Origin of the sequence: Campylobacter concisus (genome assembly GCF_003048675.2) — a bacterium.
Taxonomy (GTDB): Bacteria; Campylobacterota; Campylobacteria; order Campylobacterales; family Campylobacteraceae; genus Campylobacter_A; species Campylobacter_A concisus_F.
On sequence record NZ_CP060707.1, the window covers coordinates 1,077,802 to 1,099,353 of the forward strand.

The following is a 21,552-nucleotide window of genomic DNA, read 5'->3' on the forward strand; positions in this document are numbered from 1 at the left end:
CACCAACTAAAAAGTAATAAAGTAAACATTAGATAAATAATATATTTCAAATAAAAATTATAAAAATAAGCACTACATGAAAATGAATAACCTAATAATACAAGAACAAACATAAAGACCTTACTACATTTAATCAATAAAAACTAATTAAAAAAGTACAAACCAATATTTTATACTTAAATAGAAAGTATCACTAATAAAAACCAGAATTAATAATATAAGAATTAAAGCAGATAAACAACAAAGCCCGCAACGACCTACTTTTCCAACATCCCAGTAAGGGAGAGTATCATCAGCCAGGACGAGCTTAGCTTCTTGGTTCGAGATGGAGCAAGGCGTTTCCTCGTCTGTATAGTCACGGGCAGTGTTAAATAAAAGATATATTAGCTAAATCTCTTATTTAACACTACTAAATAAAGTTAAAAGTCATAAACAAAGTTTTGTAAAAACATATCTTATTAAGTTTTTATCCTTAACAAGGAAGTGATGCTTATTAAAAGATAAGCAGACGAGCTATTAGTACTGGTCAGCTAAAGGACTTTCATCCATTACACACCCAGCCTATCAAACACATAGTCTATATGAGCTCTTAAAAGAAGATTCATCTTGGAGTTGGCTTCCTGCTTAGATGCTTTCAGCAGTTATCACATCCCAACATAGCTACCGAGCGGTGCCCTTGGCAGGACAACTCGTACACCAGTGGTTGGTTCGACCCGGTCCTCTCGTACTAGGGTCAACTCTCCTCAATCTTCTTACGCCCACGGCAGATAGGGACCGAACTGTCTCACGACGTTCTGAACCCAGCTCGCGTACCGCTTTAAATGGCGAACAGCCATACCCTTGGGACCTGCTCCAGCCCCAGGATGCGATGAGCCGACATCGAGGTGCCAAACCTCCCCGTCGATGTGAGCTCTTGGGGGAGATCAGCCTGTTATCCCCGGGGTACCTTTTATCCTTTGAGCGATGGCCCTTCCACACAGAACCACCGGATCACTAAGACCGACTTTCGTCTCTGCTTGACGTGTATGTCTCGCAGTTAAGCTGGCTTATGCCTTTATACTCTACGAACGATTTCCAACCGTTCTGAGCCAACCTTTGTAAGCCTCCGTTACATTTTGGGAGGCGACCGCCCCAGTCAAACTACCCACCAGACATTGTCCTACTTGAGGATAACTCAAGCTAGTTAGCTATCAGAATAAAAAAGAGCGGTATCTCAACAATGGCTCACCATAAACTGGCGTCTATGGATCAAAGCCTCCCGCCTATCCTGCACATTTTTATCCCAATAGCAGTGTCAAGCTGTAGTAAAGGTCCACGGGGTCTTTCCGTCTTGCCGCGGGTAGGAGGAATTTTCACCTCCACTACAATTTCACTGGATCCCTCTTCGAGACAGCTCCCATCTCGTTACGCCATTCATGCAGGTCGATATTTAATCGACAAGGAATTTCGCTACCTTAGGACCGTTATAGTTACGGCCGCCGTTTACTCGGGCTTCGATCAAACGCTTCGCAGAGCTAACGTCATCAATTAACCTTCGAGCACCGGGCAGGCGTCACACCCTATACATCCTCTTACGAGTTAGCAGAGTGCTGTGTTTTTGGTAAACAGTCGGGAGGGACTCTTTGTTGTAACCTTCAATGCTTACGGAGTAAATCCTTCACAAAGTTAGGCACACCTTATACCGAAGATACGGTGCTATTTTGCAGAGTTCCTTGAAGAGAGTTCTTCCACGCGCCTTAGAATACTCATCCCACCCACCTGTGTCGGTTTACGGTACGGGCAACTATAACTAAACTTAGAAACTTTTCTTGGCTCGACAGTATTAAGGAATTACGATTCATTCCGAAGAACTTCACGCACCTTTCGTAGTCTCGGCTTAAAGGAATTCGGATTTGCCTGAACTCCAACCTACACTCTTAGACCAGCTATTCCATCCGCTGGCTCCTCTAACTCTAAGCGTCCTTCCATCGCACATTATAGTTGGCATTGGAATATTAACCAATTTTCCATCGCATACCCCTTTCGGACTTTGCTTAGGACCCGGCTAACCCTACGATGACGAGCATCGCGTAGGAAACCTTGGGTTTACGGCGTTGGGGATTCTCACCCCAATTATCGCTACTCATGCCTGCATGCTCACTTGTATTCGCTCCAGCACTCCTTACCGGTATACCTTCAACGCAAATACAACGCTCTCCTACCACTTAGTAAAACTAAGTCTAAAGCTTCGGTACTCATTTTAGCCCCGTTATATTTTCCGCGCAGAATCACTAGACCAGTGAGCTATTACGCTTTCTTTAAAGGATGGCTGCTTCTAAGCCAACCTCCTGGTTGTTTAAGTAACTCCACATCGTTTTCCACTTAAATGAGATTTAGGGACCTTAGCTGTTAGTCTGGGTTGTTCCCCTCTCGACGACGGATTTTATCACTCGCCGCCTGACTGCCATGATTACACACTAGGTATTCGGAGTTTGATAGGGTTTGGTACATTGGTGTATGCCCTAGCCCATTCAGTGCTCTACCCCCTAGTGTTACTACATGACGCTATACCTAAATATATTTCGGAGAGAACCAGCTATCACGATGTTTGATTGGCCTTTCACCCCTATCCACAAGTCATCCCATAGCTTTTCAACGCTAGCGGGTTCGGTCCTCCACCGGCTCTTACACCGGTTTCAACCTGCTCATGGATAGATCACATCGTTTCGGGTCTGCAACGTCTGACTAAACGCCCTATTAAGACTCGCTTTCGCTACGGCTCCGGGTTTCCTTAACCTTGCCAGACATCACAACTCGCAGGCTCATTATGCAAAAGGCAGTCCATCACCCTGATAAATCATAGGGCTCTGAATGATTGTAAGCAAATGGTTTCAGGTTCTATTTCACTCTGATCACCTCAGTTCTTTTCACCTTTCCCTCACGGTACTTGTGCACTATCGGTCTAGTAGTAGTATTTAGGGTTGGATAGTGGTCTACCCAGCTTCAGACAGAATATCACGTGTTCCGCCCTACTCAGGATACTGCTAAGTAAAACAAAGCTTTCATATACGGGGGTATCACCCTCTGTGCCTAACCTTTCCAGGTCGTTCTATTAGCTAAGTTTAGTCTATATTGCAGTCCTACAACCCCACTAGTAAACTAGTGGTTTGCCCTCTTACGCGTTCGCTCGCCGCTACTAGCGTAATCTCTTTTGATTTCTTTTCCTGAGGGTACTAAGATGTTTCAATTCCCCTCGTTTGCTCCGTTATACGGTAACTAATATCTCTATTAGTTGGGTTGCCCCATTCAGAAATTCCCGGATCAAAGCCCCTTGACGGCTCCCCGAGACTTATCGCAGCCTGGCACGTCTTTCATCGCCTCTACTAGCCAAGGCATCCACCACTTGCTCTTTGTAGCTTACCTTTTCTATATTAGATTATTCTAATTCGCATCACTTCCTTGTTAAAGATAACTTTATGTTACTACATTTAAATTCTAGCTCTCAAGACGGAAAGCATTGACTACTATTTAGATAAGTTTTAAATCCTAAATAGATTGTGATGTCAAACTTTTGCATTAAATGCAAAGATGATAGAAATTTAAATCTTTAACAAGTCCTGTAAAATTGTTTTTAAAACTTGCTTGTGACTATTAACAATATTAATTAAAAGAACATTTAGACTTCGCAGACTAGCAAGCTAGTCTTTACGACCAAAGAGTTACACCCTTTAGAAACCCCTAAAGCACAAAGTTGCTTTCGGCAACTTTGTCATCAATAAAGATTAAGTACGCTTAAAAGTCTAAAGTAAATGTTTCTAAAAACACTTAATATAGACTTTTACTGTTAAACTATTTTATGGTGGAGAATAGCGGGATCGAACCGCTGACCTCCTGCGTGCAAAGCAGGCGCTCTCCCAGCTGAGCTAATTCCCCAATTAAATTCTCTGGTGGGCCTAACAAGACTTGAACTTGTGACCTCACCCTTATCAGGGGTGCACTCTAACCAGCTGAGCTATAGGCCCCTATAGGTCTATCAATCTTTCAAAACTAAACAAGGATGATTGAGAATATCTTTCTTATAGATATCTTGTGAGAGAATATCTATATGTACTCTAGAAAGGAGGTGATCCAACCGCAGGTTCTCCTACGGTTACCTTGTTACGACTTCACCCCAGTCGCTGATTCCACTGTGGACGGTAACTAATTTAGTATTCCGGCTTCGAGTGAAATCAACTCCCATGGTGTGACGGGCGGTGAGTACAAGACCCGGGAACGTATTCACCGTAGCATGGCTGATCTACGATTACTAGCGATTCCGGCTTCATGGAGTCGAGTTGCAGACTCCAATCCGAACTGGGACATATTTTATAGATTTGCTCCATCTCGCGATATTGCTTCTCATTGTATATGCCATTGTAGCACGTGTGTCGCCCCGGACATAAGGGCCATGATGACTTGACGTCGTCCACACCTTCCTCCTCCTTACGAAGGCAGTCTCATTAGAGTGCTCAGCCGAACTGTTAGCAACTAATGACGTGGGTTGCGCTCGTTGCGGGACTTAACCCAACATCTCACGACACGAGCTGACGACAGCCGTGCAGCACCTGTCTTAACATTTCTGCAAGCAGACACTCTTCTATCTCTAGATGATTTGTTAGATATCAAGTCCGGGTAAGGTTCTTCGCGTATCTTCGAATTAAACCACATGCTCCACCGCTTGTGCGGGTCCCCGTCTATTCCTTTGAGTTTTAATCTTGCGACCGTACTCCCCAGGCGGTATACTTAATCCGTTAGGTGCATTACTGCCAAGACTAGCTTAGCAACAACTAGTATACATCGTTTAGGGCGTGGACTACCAGGGTATCTAATCCTGTTTGCTCCCCACGCTTTCACGCATTAGCGTCAGTTGAGTTCCAGCAGATCGCCTTCGCAATGGGTATTCCTGGTGATCTCTACGGATTTTACCCCTACACCACCAATTCCATCTGCCTCTCCCTCACTCTAGATTATCAGTTTCCCAAGCAGTTCTATGGTTAAGCCATAGGATTTCACAAGAGACTTGATAATCCGCCTACGCGTCCTTTACGCCCAGTGATTCCGAGTAACGCTTGCACCCTCCGTATTACCGCGGCTGCTGGCACGGAGTTAGCCGGTGCTTATTCGTTAGGTACCGTCATTGTTCTTCCCTAACAAAAGGAGTTTACGCTCCGAAAAGTGTCATCCTCCACGCGGCGTTGCTGCTTCAGGGTTTCCCCCATTGAGCAATATTCCCTACTGCTGCCTCCCGTAGGAGTCTGGACCGTGTCTCAGTTCCAGTGTGACTGATCATCCTCTCAGACCAGTTATGCGTCATAGCCTTGGTGAGCCATTACCTCACCAACTAGCTGATACAATATAGCCTCATCCTACACCGAAAAACTTTCCCTATCTAACTTATGTCAGACAGGAGTATAGAGTATTAGCAGTCGTTTCCAACTGTTGTCCTCTAGTGTAGGGCAGATTAGCTATACATTACTCACCCGTGCGCCACTAACTCATAAGAGCAAGCTCTTACTTGTCCGTTCGACTTGCATGTATTAGGCACGCCGCCAGCGTTCACTCTGAGCCAGGATCAAACTCTCCATATTAACATTCTTTAGCGTAAAGCAGAGCTTTACTAAGAAGCAACACTAAAGACTAAGATTGCTAATGCAATCTAGTAATAATGTTTTTACTAAAATTGCTTTTAGTATTTATTATGAAGTTTTTAATCAAAAAAACTTTTAGTTTTTATATTAGTTTGTCTAATCTATTATTTAATCATAATAGACTGGCTCAATCGATCACTTGTTTAGATTTCAAAGATTGACTAATAGTTTAACAATTGTAAGTTAAAAGAACTTTCTGCTCTGCGTTCTGCAAAACAGAAAGTGAAGTATATAGAAGTGATGCTTAAAAGTAGATAAAAATCAGGCTATTTTTTAAAAGCCCATGAATAAATTTTGAAGTCCAACCTTTTCATTAAAAATAATATCTTTTTTATTTGGGTCGTACTTAAATTTACTTACTACTTTTTTGCCATCTTCTTTTAAATATCCAGCAGATATAAGTGTTGGCTCGATAAGAGTCATCTCTGGGAGAAGTGTATCAAAAAATTTAGCCAAAGTCTCATCCACACTTAGCTCGCCATTAAGTGATAGCTTATCAAAGATCGCAAGCTGACTTTCTCCGCTTTTAAAGCCATTGATAGCAGCATCTAATTTTAAATTTATCGCATTATTGCCATTTTTAAAGCTTAATGTATCCACTTTCACACTTGGATTTTTCTCTAAAATTTGACCTATTACTTCGTCCAAATTTAACCCAGCAAAGATACTCTCATTTGTATCAACATTTACATTACTTAGTCTATCAAGTATATTATTTATAGTTGGCACGTTGATATTTGCTATTTTGCTATCTAAGATAAAATCTGTAAATTTCACTTTATTAACAGCAACTGCACCTATCTTCACCACGTCATTTGAGCTACCAAGATCATTTGAGACTTCAAATTTCGAGCTATACTCAAGATCGTCTAAAGCAACATTACCATCTTTTTCATCTAATAATGCTAGTTTTTTAATCTTAGCTTTTGCTACGTAAGGAGCTAGTTTGCTCTCAAATATCTTTGAAATTTCAACTGGCACAGTGTAGCTTGTATCTATATCGACGCCTTCAAGATTAACTTCTGCTTTATTTTCTTCATTAAGGTCTTTTAATGAAACTTTCTTAAGACCCAAGTTTGCGCTATTTACATTATCTTTTGCGTCCAGTTTCAAACCAAATTTCACATCCTTTGTATGAACATTCATAGTTTGCTTGTCACTAAAGTCAATATCACTAAATTTAACATTTACGTCTTTATCACCACTCACGCTAGCCTTTGTTTTAGCCGTTGCGACGACGTTTGACCCAAGAAATGAAGCTACGATATTTTTTATCGCCTCATTTTGTATAGAAATTTTTGAGTCAATATCAAAGCCATTTACAAATGCAAGCACTGAGTGAGAAATTTCATTTTCTACCTTGAAATTTAGATCCTCATCTACATCTTTGCCGGCTAAATTTTTCAAAAGATCTTTTGAAACGATAAGATCAAACGATCCTTTTGAGCCAAAAAAGCCTTTTTGATAGCTATTTTCTGAAACTTTAAAGCCATTCACATCATTTAGTCTATCAACTATCCTTTGATAGTTCTCCTCGACCTTGTTTGAGGCGAAATAAACAGCGCCTGCAACGATCACGATAACTACGATTAGAGCAGATATCACCTTTTTCATGCTTTTCTCCTTTTTGTAATGTGTTGTAAAAATAACCAGATACCTAATAACAAGCCTACCATGGCAAGTGGCATGATATAGCCATGCTCGCCAAGATAATTGCTCACACTCATAAAATAATCCCCTGCTTTATAGCTTGCAAGACCGACGATCACTGCCCAAAGCACTGAAGAGATCAAATTTATAACACTAAATTTATAAAAAGAGTATTTTGTAAGTCCAAGTGCGATAGGCACCAAAGTTTTGACGCCGTAGATAAATTTTTTGATAAATATTATCTTATCGCCATGCTTTTTTGCCAAAATTCCAGCGTAGGCAAGCTTTCTTTTGTGATTTTTCACATAAGGCATAAGCGAACTTTTATTAAACCTTGCGACGTAAAAGATCAAAGTATCGCCGATCGTATTTGCCACGGCAGCGACGATTATGCTAAGAGTGATGTCCATTTTGCCTGCAAAGCTTAATATCCCAGCGGCGATAAGTGCTACCATGCCACCACCAAGGCTGTAAAAAAATAGCACGATGTAGCCGTAAGTCGAAATTGAGTTTATAATATCTTGCATCATTGCCCCAAAAGTTTAGAAGCTGAAGATATTAGTTGCTCGTATGCGTAGCCACTTTGTTTTAAAATTTCATCCTTTGCGCTAATCACTGCTCCGCCAAAGCTTGCTCCTGCGAAAAATCCATCATTTGCAGCGTATGCGTAGATGTCGCTTGAAAATTTAAAGTCGCTTATTTTATTATAATTGCGCCCGATATCGCCAAATGCCACTGAAAGCTTCGTATCAAGCGTGATCTTGGCGTCTTTTATGTCGTAGATAATACTATCTTTAAATATAAATAGCACAAGCGAGCTATCTTCATAGCCAAGCTGTATGCCGATACTGCCGCCACTTATACTAACTGGCAAAATTTCACTTGGCGAGTTGATGTTGCCAACGACCATGATGCCATCTCCGCCCATGCCACCGACCACAAAACCGACTTTTTTTACACTTGGAAAGATGATCGTCGCTTTTGACTGTTCGATGAGCTCTTTTATAGGGGCGTTTCTAGCGCCTCTCATCGTCGTTATAAACGAATTTGCCGAGTCTAGCACGAGCTCCTCGCTGGCAAAGCCAAGCGAGAAAAATATTATTAATGATAAAAGAAATTTCATATCTTGCCGTTATTTCGCAAAATCAACAGCGCGAGTTTCTCTGATGACGCTCACTTTGATCTCACCAGGATACTGCACCTTGCTCTCGATCTCTTGAGCGATCTCTTTTGCCACAAGCACGGCCTCATCGTCGTTTATGAGTTTAGCATTTGCGATGACGCGGATCTCACGGCCAGCGTTGATCGCATAAGCTTGTTTAATGCCCTCTTTGCTTTTTGCGATGTTTTCGATCTCTTCGACACGTTTTAGGAAGCTCTCAAGCACCTCACGTCTTGCTCCTGGACGAGCTGCGCTTAGTGCATCAGCTGCGCAAACAGCAGCACTTTCTATACTTGTCGCCTCTTCGTGGCCATGGTGAGCATAGATCGCGTTGATGACGACTGGATGCTCTTTATAGCGTTTGCAAATTTCAGCTCCAAGATCGACGTGGCTGCCCTCGTACTCGTGAGTTAGCGCTTTGCCGATGTCATGAAGTATGCCAGCTCTTTTTGCTAGCTTCTCATCTCCGCCACACTCAGCTGCGATGATGCCAGCAAGGTGAGCTACTTCGAGGCTGTGAGCAAGGGCATTTTGACCGTAGCTTGCTCTAAATTTAAGCTTGCCTATTAGTTTTACTATCTCTGGATGAATTTTATTTAAACCAAGGTCCATGACGATGTTTTCGCCCTCTTCTTGTATGCTTTGCTCAAATTCTTCAGTCACTTTTTTATGAAGATCTTCTATCCTTGCTGGCTGAATTCTGCCATCCTCCACCAAAAGCTCGATCACTCTTGTTGCGATCGCACGTCTGTAAAGGTTAAAGCTGCTTAAGATAATCGCATGCGGGGTATCATCGATGATGATATCAACGCCAAGCACCATTTCAAGGGTTTTGATGTTACGTCCCTCTTTGCCGATGATCCTACCTTTTAGCTCATCGTTTTTGATATTTACGACATTTATTAGTCGCTCAGCCGCAAATTCTCCGGCAAATCTTGACGTAGCCTGCGCCAAGATATAATTAACCCTCTTTTTAGCCTCTCTTTTTGCCTCTTCTTCGTATTTTCTAACGATATGAGCGATGTCGGCGCGTGACTTCTCTTCGACCTTTTTAAGCACGACCTCTTTTGCCTCTTCCTCCGTTAAGCCAGCAGCGTGTTCAAGCACTCTTATCGCCTCTTCTACTTTGTTTTGATAAGTCGCTTTTAAATTTAAACCCTCTTCGTAAGTGACCTTCGCATCTTGCTTATCTTTTTCAAAAAGCTCTTTACTCTCGTTTAAAAGCTCTTGCTCATTTAGCAAAATTTTCTCTTTTTTGGTCAGCTCATCAAATTTACTTGCATACTCTTTTTGAAGCTTTGTCGTCTTGTCGTCGTATCTTTTTTTAGCCTCAAATTCAGCCTCTTGTACTGAAATTTTAGAGTTTTTAAGCGTTAGCTCAGCTTCATACTCGATAGCTTTTGCCTTTGCTTTTGCCTGCTCTAAAAATATGTTGTAGTTTGCATCATTTATCTTTTTGGCGTAGAGATACCCTGCTCCAACGCCCACCACACCGGCCCCTAAGCCTATTAAAACCTCTATCATTTATTCCTCTTTTTATATAATTTTTGCTTGGGGTTATATAAAAGTCTGCTACCGCATCGTGCGCCTGCGAGAGCACATCTTTGGTGTAGAAGTCTTTTACCTCTAAGAAAACTATCAGTTTTGGCTTAATGGGCAAAGTGTCAAAAAATCTATCGTAAAATCCTTTTCCGTGCCCTATCCTTGCCATAGCTCCATCAACCCCAATCGCTGGAACTACCGCCATATCGAGTTTAACATTATTCATTTTTTTGCCAGATGGCTGTCTGACATTAAATTTATAAGTTAGAAATGGCAGTCGCAATCTTACCATCTCTAAGCTAAGACCTACCATAAAAGGGGCAAAAATTTCACATTTATGTGATAAATTTCGTCTTATTTTAAGCACATCGACTTCGTAGTTAAGCGGTAGGTAAAAGAGTACCTTTTTAGAATTTGTGTAATTTATCAAATTTAAAAGTGTTTTTGCCGCCTTATAATGCGTGCATTTTGCTCTAAATTTAGTAAGCTTTATCAAATTTGCTCTTGCATTTTTTCTAAATTCATTTTTTTCTAAATTAACGCTCATTTTATGCTCTTTCTTGTATAATCCTGAAACATTTTTCAAAAGGAAATTTATGACACTAAAACGCGTAATTATAACATCACTTTGTCTTTTTGCATTTTTCGGATGCGGTGACGACTCTAACAAAAAGAGCGAGCAAAACACTAGCGAACCAGCTGTGCAAAGTAAAAATTTAGAAGAAAATGCCAGCAAAGATGAAAATTTAAGCAAAGATACGCTCACTCCAAAAATGAATGAGAGCGCACAAAGCGACGAAATAAAAGAGATAAGCCTAAAACTGCTTAACGGCACAACTATGCAGATCACAAAAAGAAGCAACGGCTTTGACGTAAAAGATGGCAAAAAAGCGACACTTTACGTATTTTTCGCTACTTGGTGCCCACCATGCAAGGCTGAGATCCCATCTTTAAACAACCTAAGTGAGAAATTTAAAAACGAGCTAAACATCGTTGCCATCTTGCTTGAAGACAAGAGCGAGGACGAAGTCAAAGAATTTGCTCAAAAGTATAAGATCAAATACGACATCGCAGTTGGCGAGGGAAATTTCTTATTTGAAAAGGCGATGGGCGGCATCAAAGGACTCCCTGCATCTGCGCTCTTTAAAGCAAATGGCGACTACGCTCAAGGTTATATCGGTCTTGTGCCTGAAGAGATGCTTGAAACTGACATAAATAGGGCCATAAAATAATGCTTGAGTTTTTAAAAAGAGGCTTTGAAAAGACCTTTGGAGCGATAAGCTCGGCGAAGAAGTCAAAAAAGATCGACAAAGAGAGTTTAGAGGAAATTTTACTAGAGGCTGACGTGGCTTACGAGATCGTGGAGGAGATTTTATACTACTTGCCGCCACAAGATGAAGTGAGCAGAGCCGATCTAAGACGCGTTATGAGCAGCTATTTTATCTACGAAAAAGAGCGTGTGATCGAGCCTGACAAGCCATTTGTCGATCTCATCCTTGGCGTAAATGGCGCTGGAAAGACGACGACCATCGCAAAGCTGGCAAATTTATATAAAAATAACGGCAAAAGCGTCATTTTAGGCGCTTGTGATACATTTAGAGCTGGAGCGATCGAGCAGCTGCGCCAGTGGTCAATCAGGCTAAATGTGCCAATAGTCGCCACCCAGCAAGGCCACGACCCTTCAGCTGTGGCCTACGACACGATCAGCTCGGCCATTGCAAAAGGCATCGACCGCGTCATCTTAGACACGGCTGGCAGGCTTCAAAACCAGACAAATTTAGCCAACGAGCTTGATAAGATCGTTCGTATCAGCAAAAAAGCCTACGAAAAGGCGCCTCACCGCAAGATCCTCATCCTTGATGGCACGCAGGGCAACGCTGGTGTCGCACAGGCAAAGGCATTTAACGAGATCGTCTCGCTTGATGGCGTCATCATCACAAAGCTTGATGGCACCGCAAAGGGCGGAGCGCTATTTGGCGTGGCAAGGGAGCTTGAGCTACCTATATTTTATATAGGCGTTGGCGAGAGCATGGACGATATCATCAAATTTAACCCAGACGAGTTTTTAGACGAGCTGATGGACGCCATTTTTGAGTAGGGTAAAAAATCTCTCCAAATTTTGCTTTTTCGTCGCTCTTTTGGCGATTGATTTTCTTGCATTTACTCCAAAAAGTCCTGCGATAATTGAAAATTCGTGGGACAAAGCAAACCATTTTTTAGCCTTTTTCGTCCTTTATATACTGCTCTACCTTGGCTATGAGTTTAAAATTTTAAAGAATTTAGCCCTACTTTTAGCCTTTGGAGTGCAAATAGAGCTCGTTCAGGCATTTTTGCCAAATAGGAGCTTTAGCCTGTTTGACATCGTAGCAGATACGATCGGAGCGGCCTTTGGAGTGATGGTAGTTGAAATTTTAAAAAGGATATATTATGGCAAAAGCAAAGCCAGTTTTTGAGTGTCAAGCCTGCGGAAACCAGCAGGCAAAGTGGCTGGGTAAATGCCCACAATGTGGGGCTTGGGATAGCTTTGTCGAGCTTAGCCAGCAAGAGATAAAGATAAGTAAAGAGATAGCCAAAAGCAGCGGCAAAGCAAGCAAAGCCATAAGTATAGACGAAGTTGAAATTCAAAATTTCACGAGATTTAGCACCAAAGATAGCGAGCTAGACCTTGTTCTTGGTGGTGGCGTGGTCGAGGGCTCACTTGTGCTTATAGGCGGCAGTCCGGGTATCGGCAAATCAACCCTGCTTCTAAAAATCGGCTCAAATTTAGCAAAAGACGGCAAAAAAACACTCTATGTAAGCGGCGAAGAGAGCCAAAGCCAGATAAAAATGAGAGCTGACAGGCTAAATGCGGTGGATAAAAATTTATACCTGCTAACTGAAATTTGCCTAGAAGATATCCTGCTAGAAGTGCAAAAAAGCGACTACAAGGTGCTTGTGATAGACTCTATACAAACGCTTTATAGCCAAAACATAACCTCCGCGCCAGGCTCGATCACGCAGGTTCGCGAGATCACATTTGAGCTTATGAGGCTTGCAAAGAGCCAAAATATCTGCGTTTTCATCATCGGACACATCACCAAAGAGGGCTCGATCGCAGGTCCTAGAGTGCTTGAGCACATGGTCGATGTGGTGCTTTATTTCGAAGGTGATGCGAGCAGAGAGCTGAGAATTTTGCGTGGGTTTAAAAACCGCTTTGGCTCGACAAGCGAGGTTGGTATATTTGAGATGAGCCAGCACGGACTTGTGAGCGCAAATGAGATATCGAGTAAATTTTTCACACGTGGCGGGGCGATGAGTGGTAGCGCGATCACTATCATAATGGAAGGCTCAAGGGCACTTAGCATCGAAATTCAAGCACTTGTTTGCGAGAGCGCCTATCCAAAGCGAAGCTCGACTGGCTTTGAGAGAAACCGCCTAGATATGCTGCTAGCTCTACTTGAGCGAAAGCTTGAAATTCCACTTGGGCACTACGACGTCTTCATAAATGTTTCAGGTGGCGTTAAGATAAGCGAGACTGCGGCCGATCTAGCCGTCATCGCAGCGATAATCAGCAGCTTCAAAAACCGCCCTATCAGCAAGGACAGCGTCTTCATCGGCGAGCTAAGCCTAAACGGCGAGATAAGAGAAATTTTTAACCTCGATCAGCGACTAAAAGAGGCAAAAACGCAGAAATTTAAAAATGCGATCATCCCAAACAAACCGCTTGACACGCAAGGTCTAAAGTGCTTTTACGCCAAAGATATCACGCAAGTGCTTGAGTGGATGTAGAGAATTTAAAGATGATTTTTACGCAAAATGGCAATGAACTATAAAGCCATAAAGAGATAATTTATGATTTTGTGTCAAAAGATAAAAGATTTTTTAGCCAATATCAAAAAGAGTTCATGCGAAATTTACCACTTTATCCTAGCTTAGAGCTATTGCTTGTCGATTTTGCGGTTATTTTGGTGGAAAATTTTTATCAACTAAGTGAGCAAGATAAGCTAGAAATTTTTAACTTAGTTGAGAAAAATATTAAGAACGATGACTATATTAGCACAGCATTTTTAATTGGCTTTATTGAGACGATACAAAATGTTTCAAGCAAAGAACAATATAAGAAAATTGAGAAGTATTTTGGCAAAGAAACTTTATTGATTGCAAATGAGCTAATAGAATTTTTGGGCATATGAGCTTTTATAAAAACATTTAATTTTAATCATCAAGCACAGATATCCCACTTGGACAAATTTTTGCAAGTGGGTTGTTATATTCTTGGTGGCATTTTTCGCACTTTATGACGCCTAGTTCTGCGCTTACCTGCTCAGCGTTATAGCAATGCGGACAAACCACATAGCCATCTGCTTGTGTATCTACTCCTGTAGCTTTGATACTTGGGTCTTGATAGTCATTAAAGATTTTTCTAAAATCACTTTTGTAAATTTTAAAATCAATAAAACCAGCAAATTCAAGCAGATAATTTCTAAAAGCAAAACAATACCTCTTCTCTTTCTCTCTAAAATTTAGATCATCTTCAAATATTTATTGTAAAACTGGTTAAAAGTTTTCATAATTAAAATTTTCTATACTAAAACCAAATCTTTTTATGATTGCACCGGCAAATTCTCTTGTTTTTATCCAAGTTTTATTTGAATAAACCAAGGTTTTATTATCTATTTTTTCTATTTCATTCCAAAAATCTATTCCAAAATTCTTATCCATAAATGATTTGAAGTGGCTTATGATTTCTAGCTCTCGCTTTGAAAAATATATTTTATTTCTAGGATATAACGCATATTCGCAAGCGTTATATATATCTTGTACCAAGTCCTCTACTGTTTCATATTTATCCGCAGATGGATCAACCAAATACTTATCTTGATGCCATAAAGAAGCTATTCTGCATAAATTTAATAAAAAATATCCCTTTTCTACTAGCATTTTATTTCTCCAAAATAGGATTTCCATAAATTGGTATGTGCGTCTCATTGGCCTTATAGCCACCACTATTTCCAAAAATTATCTAAGTAATTTTTATTTTTATCTTGTATTCTTAAAATCCAACTAGAATTTGAATTTGTCCCAATTGGGGCTTTTGGATCAGGTCCGTGATCTTTAATTCTTTCAATGCCAGCCTCGTCAATAAATCTTATACCATTTCCATTTTTTTGCGCTAACATTTTTCCAATCTTTTTGGAACTCTTGAAATAATTTCATCTACCGTTGCTCCCTCTAGTTTTTGTAAATTCTCCAACCAACTTTAAGAATTTATTGTTTTATCAGGGCATACATAGACGGTTTATTTGTTTTTTTCACCTTTTATAATATTGTCTAGTTCATATCATTTTTCAAATTTATACAATATGTCTAATAAATTATCTATTTTTCACGTACATTCTTTTTAATTCAGCATCTTCTAATGTAAACATAGATAATTCAATTTTTATTTTCTATATTGATAATATCTTTCTTAGCCATTGCTCCTCTATAGCAACTATTTGCATTTCTGTTTTATATATCTTATTTTGAATAGTTTGAATATCAATATCGCCATTAATAAATCTATTACAATAATACTTCAAATCATCAATTAATTGTGGATATATCCATTTCATTGGCTAGCTCTTATAAAACTAATTATAATATTATCATTATTTTCAGTTACTACTCTAACATCACCAAGCTGATAAATATTTTTTAACACCACACACCATATTCTTGGATTTACATCTTCTTTTATATAATATTAAATATCTAAATCTTTTACCTGGTAGTTATTTTTGATTTTTCATTTGGTATAAAAAAATCATTCTCATTTGTTGGTATCTTTATAAGTGGAGAAAAATCAACTTTCCAAATATCAACACTATCAACAAAATTATTATCGTATGCAAACATGGTAGCCACACAAAGTATTCCATCAATATCATAAAACTCTACGTCCGAAATATGCTTACCGCCACTAATATACTCATTGCTTTCATAAACAAAGCCAAAGCTTCCCATCTTACCATCTTCAAAATAAAAAATTTCATCTGAAAATTTATACTCTTTATTCTCACTCTGTGAATTTTTAATTAAAATTTCCACCATTTGTCTAATTTGCATAGTTATATGTCTAACTCGTAATTTTTTATTATATACATAAATCTCTTTCATTATTCAGTCTTTATTTAACAATAATGGTACCAATATTATATGTGCCATCTTGTTCTCCAGCATCTAAGAGCTTCGCACTCCAAGTATTTCAAAATTTATTATTCCTAAAAATATTAAAGATGTTATTGTAAATTTTGGTCATTTTTAGATACTTGTTTATATTTACTCCAAGCAACTATAACTTTTTGTGCTTTTTTAATAACAATCTGCCAATTTGGGTCTTTAATAATCGCTTCATCATCATTATCATCTTCTGCAATATAATTTCTTAGTTCATCTCTAAAATCACGCAATAAATTTATGAGTTTATCTGAAAGACCTAAAGTGGATGCCGTATTTTCCACAAAGTCATCAAATTTTAAATCATCAAAAAGTGAGCACACCAATTCAACATAAGACGATACTCCGCCATCAATATTGTTCTCATTTAGCCAATGCATTTTTTGTTGTTTTATATCAGAAGCTTCTTTTATCCAATAATAAATCCATGGTAAAATTTTTTTCTCAATATTTAAATCTGCCATATTTATTGTTCCATAATCTTATTAAGTATATTTAAGTCAAAATTTTCCAATTCTATATGACTTTCAAAAGATGCCGACGGTTTGTCGCTTTTTATTATATTGCCATTAAATATATAAAATTAAATCATTCTTAAAGCAAATAAATTTCAGACTATCATCACTGCAGCTACGGCAAATCCGCCGTCGTGAGTTATGCTAAGGCTTGCTTCTTTGATATTAAAGCTTGTATAAATTCTTGGGCTAAATTTTATCTTTGGTGCGTTTCTTGCGTCTTTGCTGAGCATAATGTCTAAAAAGCCACACTCTTTGCTGATGCCCACACCAAGGGCTTTGCTAGCTGCTTCTTTGGCTGCCCAAAATCCAGCCAAAGTCGCATCATTTTTTGCTAGCGCGATCTCATTATCACTTAAAAATCTCTTTAAAAAAAGCTCGCCGTGACGAGCCTTAAGTCTTGAAATCCTATCTATCTTAACGATATCGATGCCTATCATTGCACCACGAAATCAGTAAAAAATATGTTTTTGATGTAGCCATCATTTAGCACTTCATTTAGCTTGCCTACGATCTCGTCTTTTAGCCTATCTTTGCCCTTTGCAGTGCTTACTTCTTCGTAAGTTTTAGAAGAGAGCGTTCTTATGATGATATCTCTTAAAAGTGCCTTTTTCTTATCAAGCTCGGCAGTTAGTAGCTCGTCGCTTTGCTCTAGATCTATCTTAGTTTTAAGAAATCTTGATCCATTTTCACTAAGTAAATTTACGACAAACTGATCGAGCGGATATATCGGTCCCATGTTTGAATAGTCGTTGCCACCGCGTTTTGCTTTGTTTTGAGCGGGTGCTGGTTGAGTTTGAGTCTGAGCTGGTGTTTGCGCCATATTTGCCTCTTTTGGCTCGTCAGAACTAAGCATCAAAAACGCCACTAGCCCTCCGATAACTAGCAATAAAACAAATATCGCGATGATGATTATCATCAAAGCGCCATTGCCACCTTTTTTTGCTTTTTTCTCTTCAACTTCTTCAGCCATCTTTCCTCCTTTAAGTTTTGGCTATAATTATACAAAAAATTCACAAAAATGAGAAAAGATGATACATAAAACCAACGCCGCCAGGCTTTTAGACAAGCTAAAAATAGAGTATGATATACTTGAATACGAAGTCAATCTAAACGATCTTTCAGCCGTTCACGTAGCAGCTAGCACTAAGCAAGATATAAAGCAAATTTATAAGACGATCGTCTGTCAGTGCGAGCCTAAAAATTTTGTCGTTGCTTGCTTGCAAGGCGATCTGGAGCTTGATCTAAAAGCACTTGCTTATGCGTGCGGTGCCAAACGCTGCGAGCTTATAAATTTAAAAGACCTAGAGAAGATCACCGGCTACATCAGAGGCGGCTGCTCGCCACTTGCTATGAAAAAGCACTTTGCGACCTTCATCGATGAGAGAGCAAAAGAGCAAGAGTACGTGCTAGTAAGCGCTGGAGTAAGAGGCAAGCAGATAAAGATAGCTCCAAATGACCTTTTGAAGGCTTGCGAAGCGGGTTACGCTGATATCGCCAGGCTAGCTCTTTAAAAACTCTATAAATTTAAACTTCTCGCCTAAAAACTCGGGCGAGAGTAGAAATTTTGCCTGTTTTGCGGCGTTTTCGTAGGCTTGCTTGCTGCCTTTTTCAAGCACCAAAGATAAAATTTCATCCACGCCAAAGTCGCAAACCAAAGCATCATTTTGTTTTTTAAATTTAAGCATCAAAAAGCCAGCCAGAGAGAAAGCCTCTTTTACCTGCTTAAAACAAAGGCTATAAGTTAGATCTGAGCTTTTAAAATATGGCGCAAGGTTTGAAATTTCAAACAAAGAAAAAACTTGATGATCCTTAAAAACTCTTAGGCTAAACTCATTTTTTGGTTCAAATTCGCCATAGTCAAAGCTTAAAAATCTCACCTTTTTTGCCGCATTTGCAAGCTGGAGCGCAAATTTAGCGTAGCTAGTTGATATCTCGCCCTTTTTTATGCCAAATTTCTTTGCAAGGGCTAGTAAATTTTGATCAGCTTTTTGCCAGTGAAATTTTAGATCGCTATCCACAAAAAGCATATTATCTGCGTCTATCACCTCACAGCTAAATGCGTCAAGTAGCTCATTTGAGATGACAAAAATTTCATCAAACGAGCACTCGCCCAAATTTTCATAGTGCCCTACTCTAACCTCGTCACCAAAGCGATTTTTAAATGTCTCAAGCTGTTTTTTGCGTAAAATTTCATGAGGTTCTATGATAATAAGCTCTAAATTTGACAAAATTTCTGGCTCAAGTGTAAAGATGCCCTGTGCAAAATCAGCCAGCATATCGCCCGAGTTTGCGCCGATCTCCACGACCTTGCAAGAGCTAGAAATTTCGCCGTTTTTAAGTAGCTTTAAAAAGTAGTTTGCAAGGCAGGCACCAAAGAGGTAGCCAACACTTACATTTGTGTAAAAATCACCCTTTTTACCGATATCCACGCCAAATTTATAGTAGTTTTCATTGACCCAGATATCAAAAAACTCGCTAAATTTCATAGGTCAGGCAGCTTCCAGCCTCTATAAAATGCAAACATCCTGACCGTTATGCCAGCAGCAAGCAAGAGCATGGTAAAAAATATGTTGGTAAGGCCTAGATGATATAGGATAAAGTAGGCAAGCCCCACGCCAAGGCTTATCGTGCCGTAAAGTCCGGTGCGCAAAAACCATGGGACTTCATTTAGCAAGATATCTCTTAAGATACCACCACCAACGCCGTTAAAAAAGGCGATCATCATGACGCCAAAGATGTTGTAGCTATACTCAATGGCAACCATCGCTCCAACGATAGAAAAGCAGATAACATCGATCGCATCGGCAAAGATAAAGACAAATTTCTTCTCCAAACCATCTCTTTTTATATGCAAATTTGTGATCCTGGATGCGACAAGCATAAAGATGACGACGCTTACTGGCATGTAGTGAGTAAATGAATAAACCGCCCTGCCAACAAGCATATCACGCACGATACCGCCTCCAAGTGCAGTTAAAAATGCAGACAAAAAGACGCCCAGCCAGTCACACTCTCTTTTTACTGCAAACAAAAAGCCACTAAGCGCAGCTGATGCGATACCGACGTATTCGACAAAAAGTATTAAGCTCATATTTTTTCCTTAAAAATGGGCATTTTATAATGAAATCTCATAAAATTTCATTAATAAATTTTTAAATAATAGTTTATTTTAGGCTATAATAACAAAAATTTTAAATAAGGAAATTTGATGAAAAAAATTCTAACTTTGCTCTTTTTGATCGGCTCATTTTTTGCGTTAAATTTAAACGCTGACGTGATCCAAAATCAAAAACTAAAAAACGCGATAAACATTTTAAACGCTTTTGGCACTAGAAATTTAAAACCAAATACCAAATTTACAGGCATCAAAGCCATCGCTATCATCCCAGACGTAACAAAAGCAGGCGCGATCATCACTGGCTCAAAAGGCAAAGGCGTATTTATCGCTAAAAACGACGATGGCGAGTGGTCAAGCCCGTTTTTTGTAAATTACACATCTGGCAGCATCGGACTTCAGCTAGGATATAGCTCAGCTGATATGATCATCTTGTTTAAAAACTCAGAAGCCTACGCAAGCTTATTTAACGCAAAAGATACGATCAGTCTAAAAGCAGAAGCGACTGGCGGCGTTGGTAACGAAGTGGCGATAGCTAGCGATTTGCCTGAAATTTCAGCATTTGTCGTGGAGCGTGGCAAGACTAGTGGAGCTTTTGTTGGCGTTAGCTTAGACGTGGCAAGACTTAAGATAAACGCGCAAGATACAAACGACTACTACGATAGAATTTATGAATTCGAAGATATCTACAACAACAGCCCAAAAGCTAGCAAATACACAATCAAATTTAAAGAGATAATCTCAAAATACTTCTTATAAAAACCTCACATCTTGGCTCTTTTAAAAGAGTCAAGCTCTTTTTTAGCATTTTAAAGATTTTTGAAATTTAGTTTATAAATTAGCAAGATTATGGCTTAGCCTTTTTGCTAAACCATAAATAGTGATACAAAGCGTTTTTTAGGGATCGGAGAAAATTGAGTCATATATTCAAACGCCTCTTCGTAGTCGCCGTCAGTGTATTGCGCGACTTGCTCGATAAGCTCGTAAAGCTCTTCGTCATCCATCGAGTCAAAGCTGCCTCTATTTTCCAAAACCTCTAACAAAACGGCGTCTAATTCTAGCTCGTCGTAAGTCATTTCGTTCCTTAATTCTGATTTAAAAAATGCGAAACTATACCAAAAGAAGCTTATAAAATACTTTACTTTAAATTCGTAAGAAATTTTATGCATTTTTTAGTAGCAAAGTTGTAAAATCTTTACTTTCATTATCAATTTGATAGGGATTTTGTGGAAGACTTTGAACTATTTTACAAGCATTTTAACGAGTTTTTAAAAGCTTTTGGTCAAAAAGGCTCTGAGATAAAAGAGCAAATTTTGCGTGTGCTTTTTGTTAGCAAGTCGCATCTAAATGCTCAAGAAATTTGCCAAAAAATTTATGAAACTTACAAAAATGAAATTTCAATGACTTCGATATATACCTTTTTAAATTTCCTTGAAGAGCACCATTTGGCAAATAGTTTTGAGCAAAATGGTGTTAAAAATTATGAGCTAAATTTAAAATCCTCTCACGATCACTTGATATGTGAAATTTGCGGCAAAGTGATTGATTTTGAAGATGAGATGATAGAGCAAAGACAAGATCAAATTTGTAATCAAAGATCATTTAGTGCAGAGTCTCATAAGATGATACTTTATGGAATTTGCAGTGATTGCCAAGCAAAAAATGGGATTTAAATTTATCATTTCATTTTACTTTTTGATA

General features: G+C 39.3%; 23 protein-coding genes, 2 tRNA genes and 3 rRNA genes. 8 read left to right on the plus strand and 20 right to left on the minus strand.

Going from position 1 to position 21,552, the window contains the following annotated elements:
* Positions 1 to 244 precede the first annotated feature (244 nt).
* The 10 genes from rrf to CVT00_RS05420 form a co-directional block, all read right to left on the minus strand.
* Positions 245 to 363 (minus strand): 5S ribosomal RNA (gene rrf, locus CVT00_RS05375).
* Between the two features lie 133 nt (positions 364 to 496).
* Positions 497 to 3,402 (minus strand): 23S ribosomal RNA (locus tag CVT00_RS05380).
* Positions 3,403 to 3,836: 434 nt separating this feature from the next.
* Positions 3,837 to 3,912, minus strand: a tRNA-Ala gene (locus CVT00_RS05385).
* 12 nt (positions 3,913 to 3,924) lie between these two features.
* Positions 3,925 to 4,001, minus strand: a tRNA-Ile gene (locus CVT00_RS05390).
* Between the two features lie 94 nt (positions 4,002 to 4,095).
* A 16S ribosomal RNA gene (locus tag CVT00_RS05395) occupies positions 4,096 to 5,606 on the minus strand.
* Together the 16S, 23S and 5S rRNA genes with 2 tRNA genes alongside form the textbook arrangement of a ribosomal RNA operon.
* Before the next feature lie 333 nt (positions 5,607 to 5,939).
* Positions 5,940 to 7,280 carry a DUF945 family protein gene (locus CVT00_RS05400; RefSeq protein WP_012001843.1) on the minus strand — a complete coding sequence of 447 codons (1,341 nt, stop codon included), beginning with the start codon at positions 7,278 to 7,280 and terminating at the stop codon, positions 5,940 to 5,942.
* On the minus strand, positions 7,277 to 7,843 hold the full coding sequence (locus CVT00_RS05405; protein WP_021085261.1) for a DedA family protein: 567 nt from the start codon (positions 7,841 to 7,843) through the stop codon (positions 7,277 to 7,279). Before CVT00_RS05405 ends, CVT00_RS05400 begins: the two co-directional genes overlap by 4 nt.
* Entirely contained in the window at positions 7,843 to 8,439 is a 597-nt protein-coding gene (locus CVT00_RS05410) for a YSC84-related protein (RefSeq protein WP_107848356.1), read from the minus strand. Before CVT00_RS05410 ends, CVT00_RS05405 begins: the two co-directional genes overlap by 1 nt.
* A 9-nt stretch (positions 8,440 to 8,448) precedes the next feature.
* A complete protein-coding gene (gene rny, locus CVT00_RS05415; RefSeq protein WP_034901872.1) occupies positions 8,449 to 10,002 on the minus strand; it encodes a ribonuclease Y in 1,554 nt (517 codons plus the stop codon).
* Complete coding sequence (locus CVT00_RS05420) at positions 9,923 to 10,567, minus strand: 5-formyltetrahydrofolate cyclo-ligase (RefSeq protein WP_107916057.1); 645 nt, start codon at positions 10,565 to 10,567, stop codon at positions 9,923 to 9,925. The genes rny and CVT00_RS05420 overlap by 80 nt, the downstream gene beginning before the upstream one ends.
* 49 nt (positions 10,568 to 10,616) lie before the next feature.
* On the opposite strand from CVT00_RS05420, the gene CVT00_RS05425 reads away from it, so the two are divergent.
* From CVT00_RS05425 to CVT00_RS05445, 5 genes are all read left to right on the plus strand, one after another.
* Positions 10,617 to 11,252, plus strand: coding sequence for a TlpA family protein disulfide reductase (locus CVT00_RS05425; RefSeq protein ID WP_107916059.1), 636 nt, complete (start codon positions 10,617 to 10,619; stop codon positions 11,250 to 11,252).
* A complete protein-coding gene (ftsY, locus tag CVT00_RS05430; protein WP_107916061.1) occupies positions 11,252 to 12,118 on the plus strand; it encodes a signal recognition particle-docking protein FtsY in 867 nt (288 codons plus the stop codon). The genes CVT00_RS05425 and ftsY overlap by 1 nt, the downstream gene beginning before the upstream one ends.
* A complete protein-coding gene (locus tag CVT00_RS05435) occupies positions 12,111 to 12,473 on the plus strand; it encodes a VanZ family protein (protein WP_103559159.1) in 363 nt (120 codons plus the stop codon). The genes ftsY and CVT00_RS05435 overlap by 8 nt, the downstream gene beginning before the upstream one ends.
* Positions 12,448 to 13,788 carry a DNA repair protein RadA gene (gene radA / locus CVT00_RS05440; RefSeq protein ID WP_103559160.1) on the plus strand — a complete coding sequence of 447 codons (1,341 nt, stop codon included), beginning with the start codon at positions 12,448 to 12,450 and terminating at the stop codon, positions 13,786 to 13,788. The genes CVT00_RS05435 and radA overlap by 26 nt, the downstream gene beginning before the upstream one ends.
* 116 nt (positions 13,789 to 13,904) lie before the next feature.
* Positions 13,905 to 14,192, plus strand: a complete 288-nt coding sequence (locus tag CVT00_RS05445; RefSeq protein ID WP_196376833.1) for a hypothetical protein — start codon at positions 13,905 to 13,907, stop codon at positions 14,190 to 14,192.
* 22 nt (positions 14,193 to 14,214) lie between these two features.
* Here the strand turns inward: CVT00_RS05445 and CVT00_RS05450 are convergent, their stop codons facing one another.
* From CVT00_RS05450 to fliL, 7 genes are all read right to left on the minus strand, one after another.
* Entirely contained in the window at positions 14,215 to 14,352 is a 138-nt protein-coding gene (locus tag CVT00_RS05450) for a hypothetical protein (RefSeq protein WP_181000526.1), read from the minus strand.
* A 204-nt stretch (positions 14,353 to 14,556) separates the two neighbouring features.
* A complete protein-coding gene (locus CVT00_RS05455; protein WP_103559162.1) occupies positions 14,557 to 14,940 on the minus strand; it encodes a hypothetical protein in 384 nt (127 codons plus the stop codon).
* A 65-nt stretch (positions 14,941 to 15,005) separates the two neighbouring features.
* Positions 15,006 to 15,179 (minus strand): polymorphic toxin type 30 domain-containing protein, encoded by a 174-nt coding sequence (locus tag CVT00_RS05460; protein WP_196376834.1) that lies wholly within the window; start codon positions 15,177 to 15,179, stop codon positions 15,006 to 15,008.
* Positions 15,180 to 15,762: 583 nt separating this feature from the next.
* Positions 15,763 to 16,158, minus strand: a complete 396-nt coding sequence (locus tag CVT00_RS05465) for a DUF6984 family protein (protein ID WP_103558470.1) — start codon at positions 16,156 to 16,158, stop codon at positions 15,763 to 15,765.
* Between the two features lie 122 nt (positions 16,159 to 16,280).
* Positions 16,281 to 16,682 carry a hypothetical protein gene (locus tag CVT00_RS05470; RefSeq protein ID WP_103558469.1) on the minus strand — a complete coding sequence of 134 codons (402 nt, stop codon included), beginning with the start codon at positions 16,680 to 16,682 and terminating at the stop codon, positions 16,281 to 16,283.
* A 146-nt stretch (positions 16,683 to 16,828) separates the two neighbouring features.
* Positions 16,829 to 17,173, minus strand: a complete 345-nt coding sequence (gene acpS, locus CVT00_RS05475) for a holo-ACP synthase (protein WP_107915788.1) — start codon at positions 17,171 to 17,173, stop codon at positions 16,829 to 16,831.
* Entirely contained in the window at positions 17,170 to 17,706 is a 537-nt protein-coding gene (gene fliL, locus CVT00_RS05480) for a flagellar basal body-associated protein FliL (RefSeq protein WP_002942267.1), read from the minus strand. The genes acpS and fliL overlap by 4 nt, the downstream gene beginning before the upstream one ends.
* A 58-nt stretch (positions 17,707 to 17,764) precedes the next feature.
* Here fliL and ybaK point away from each other — a divergent pair, with 58 nt between their 5' ends.
* Positions 17,765 to 18,247: a Cys-tRNA(Pro) deacylase gene (gene ybaK, locus CVT00_RS05485; RefSeq protein ID WP_103609568.1), complete on the plus strand. Its 483-nt coding sequence runs from the start codon at positions 17,765 to 17,767 to the stop codon at positions 18,245 to 18,247.
* Here the strand turns inward: ybaK and CVT00_RS05490 are convergent.
* The gene (locus tag CVT00_RS05490; protein ID WP_103609567.1) at positions 18,236 to 19,222 is read right to left on the minus strand and encodes an SAM-dependent methyltransferase; all 987 of its coding nucleotides are present in this window, start codon (positions 19,220 to 19,222) and stop codon (positions 18,236 to 18,238) included. The two genes, ybaK and CVT00_RS05490, sit on opposite strands and share 12 nt — an antisense overlap.
* Positions 19,219 to 19,827, minus strand: coding sequence for a trimeric intracellular cation channel family protein (locus tag CVT00_RS05495; protein WP_021088495.1), 609 nt, complete (start codon positions 19,825 to 19,827; stop codon positions 19,219 to 19,221). The genes CVT00_RS05490 and CVT00_RS05495 overlap by 4 nt, the downstream gene beginning before the upstream one ends.
* A gap of 117 nt (positions 19,828 to 19,944) precedes the next feature.
* Between CVT00_RS05495 and CVT00_RS05500 the strand changes: the two genes are divergently transcribed.
* Positions 19,945 to 20,610 carry a lipid-binding SYLF domain-containing protein gene (locus tag CVT00_RS05500; RefSeq protein ID WP_103609566.1) on the plus strand — a complete coding sequence of 222 codons (666 nt, stop codon included), beginning with the start codon at positions 19,945 to 19,947 and terminating at the stop codon, positions 20,608 to 20,610.
* Positions 20,611 to 20,717: 107 nt separating this feature from the next.
* On the opposite strand, the gene CVT00_RS05505 is transcribed toward CVT00_RS05500, so the two are convergent.
* Positions 20,718 to 20,927 carry a hypothetical protein gene (locus CVT00_RS05505; RefSeq protein ID WP_002942234.1) on the minus strand — a complete coding sequence of 70 codons (210 nt, stop codon included), beginning with the start codon at positions 20,925 to 20,927 and terminating at the stop codon, positions 20,718 to 20,720.
* A gap of 150 nt (positions 20,928 to 21,077) precedes the next feature.
* Here CVT00_RS05505 and CVT00_RS05510 point away from each other — a divergent pair, with 150 nt between their 5' ends.
* Positions 21,078 to 21,524, plus strand: a complete 447-nt coding sequence (locus CVT00_RS05510; protein ID WP_107915790.1) for a Fur family transcriptional regulator — start codon at positions 21,078 to 21,080, stop codon at positions 21,522 to 21,524.
* Positions 21,525 to 21,552 lie beyond the last annotated feature (28 nt).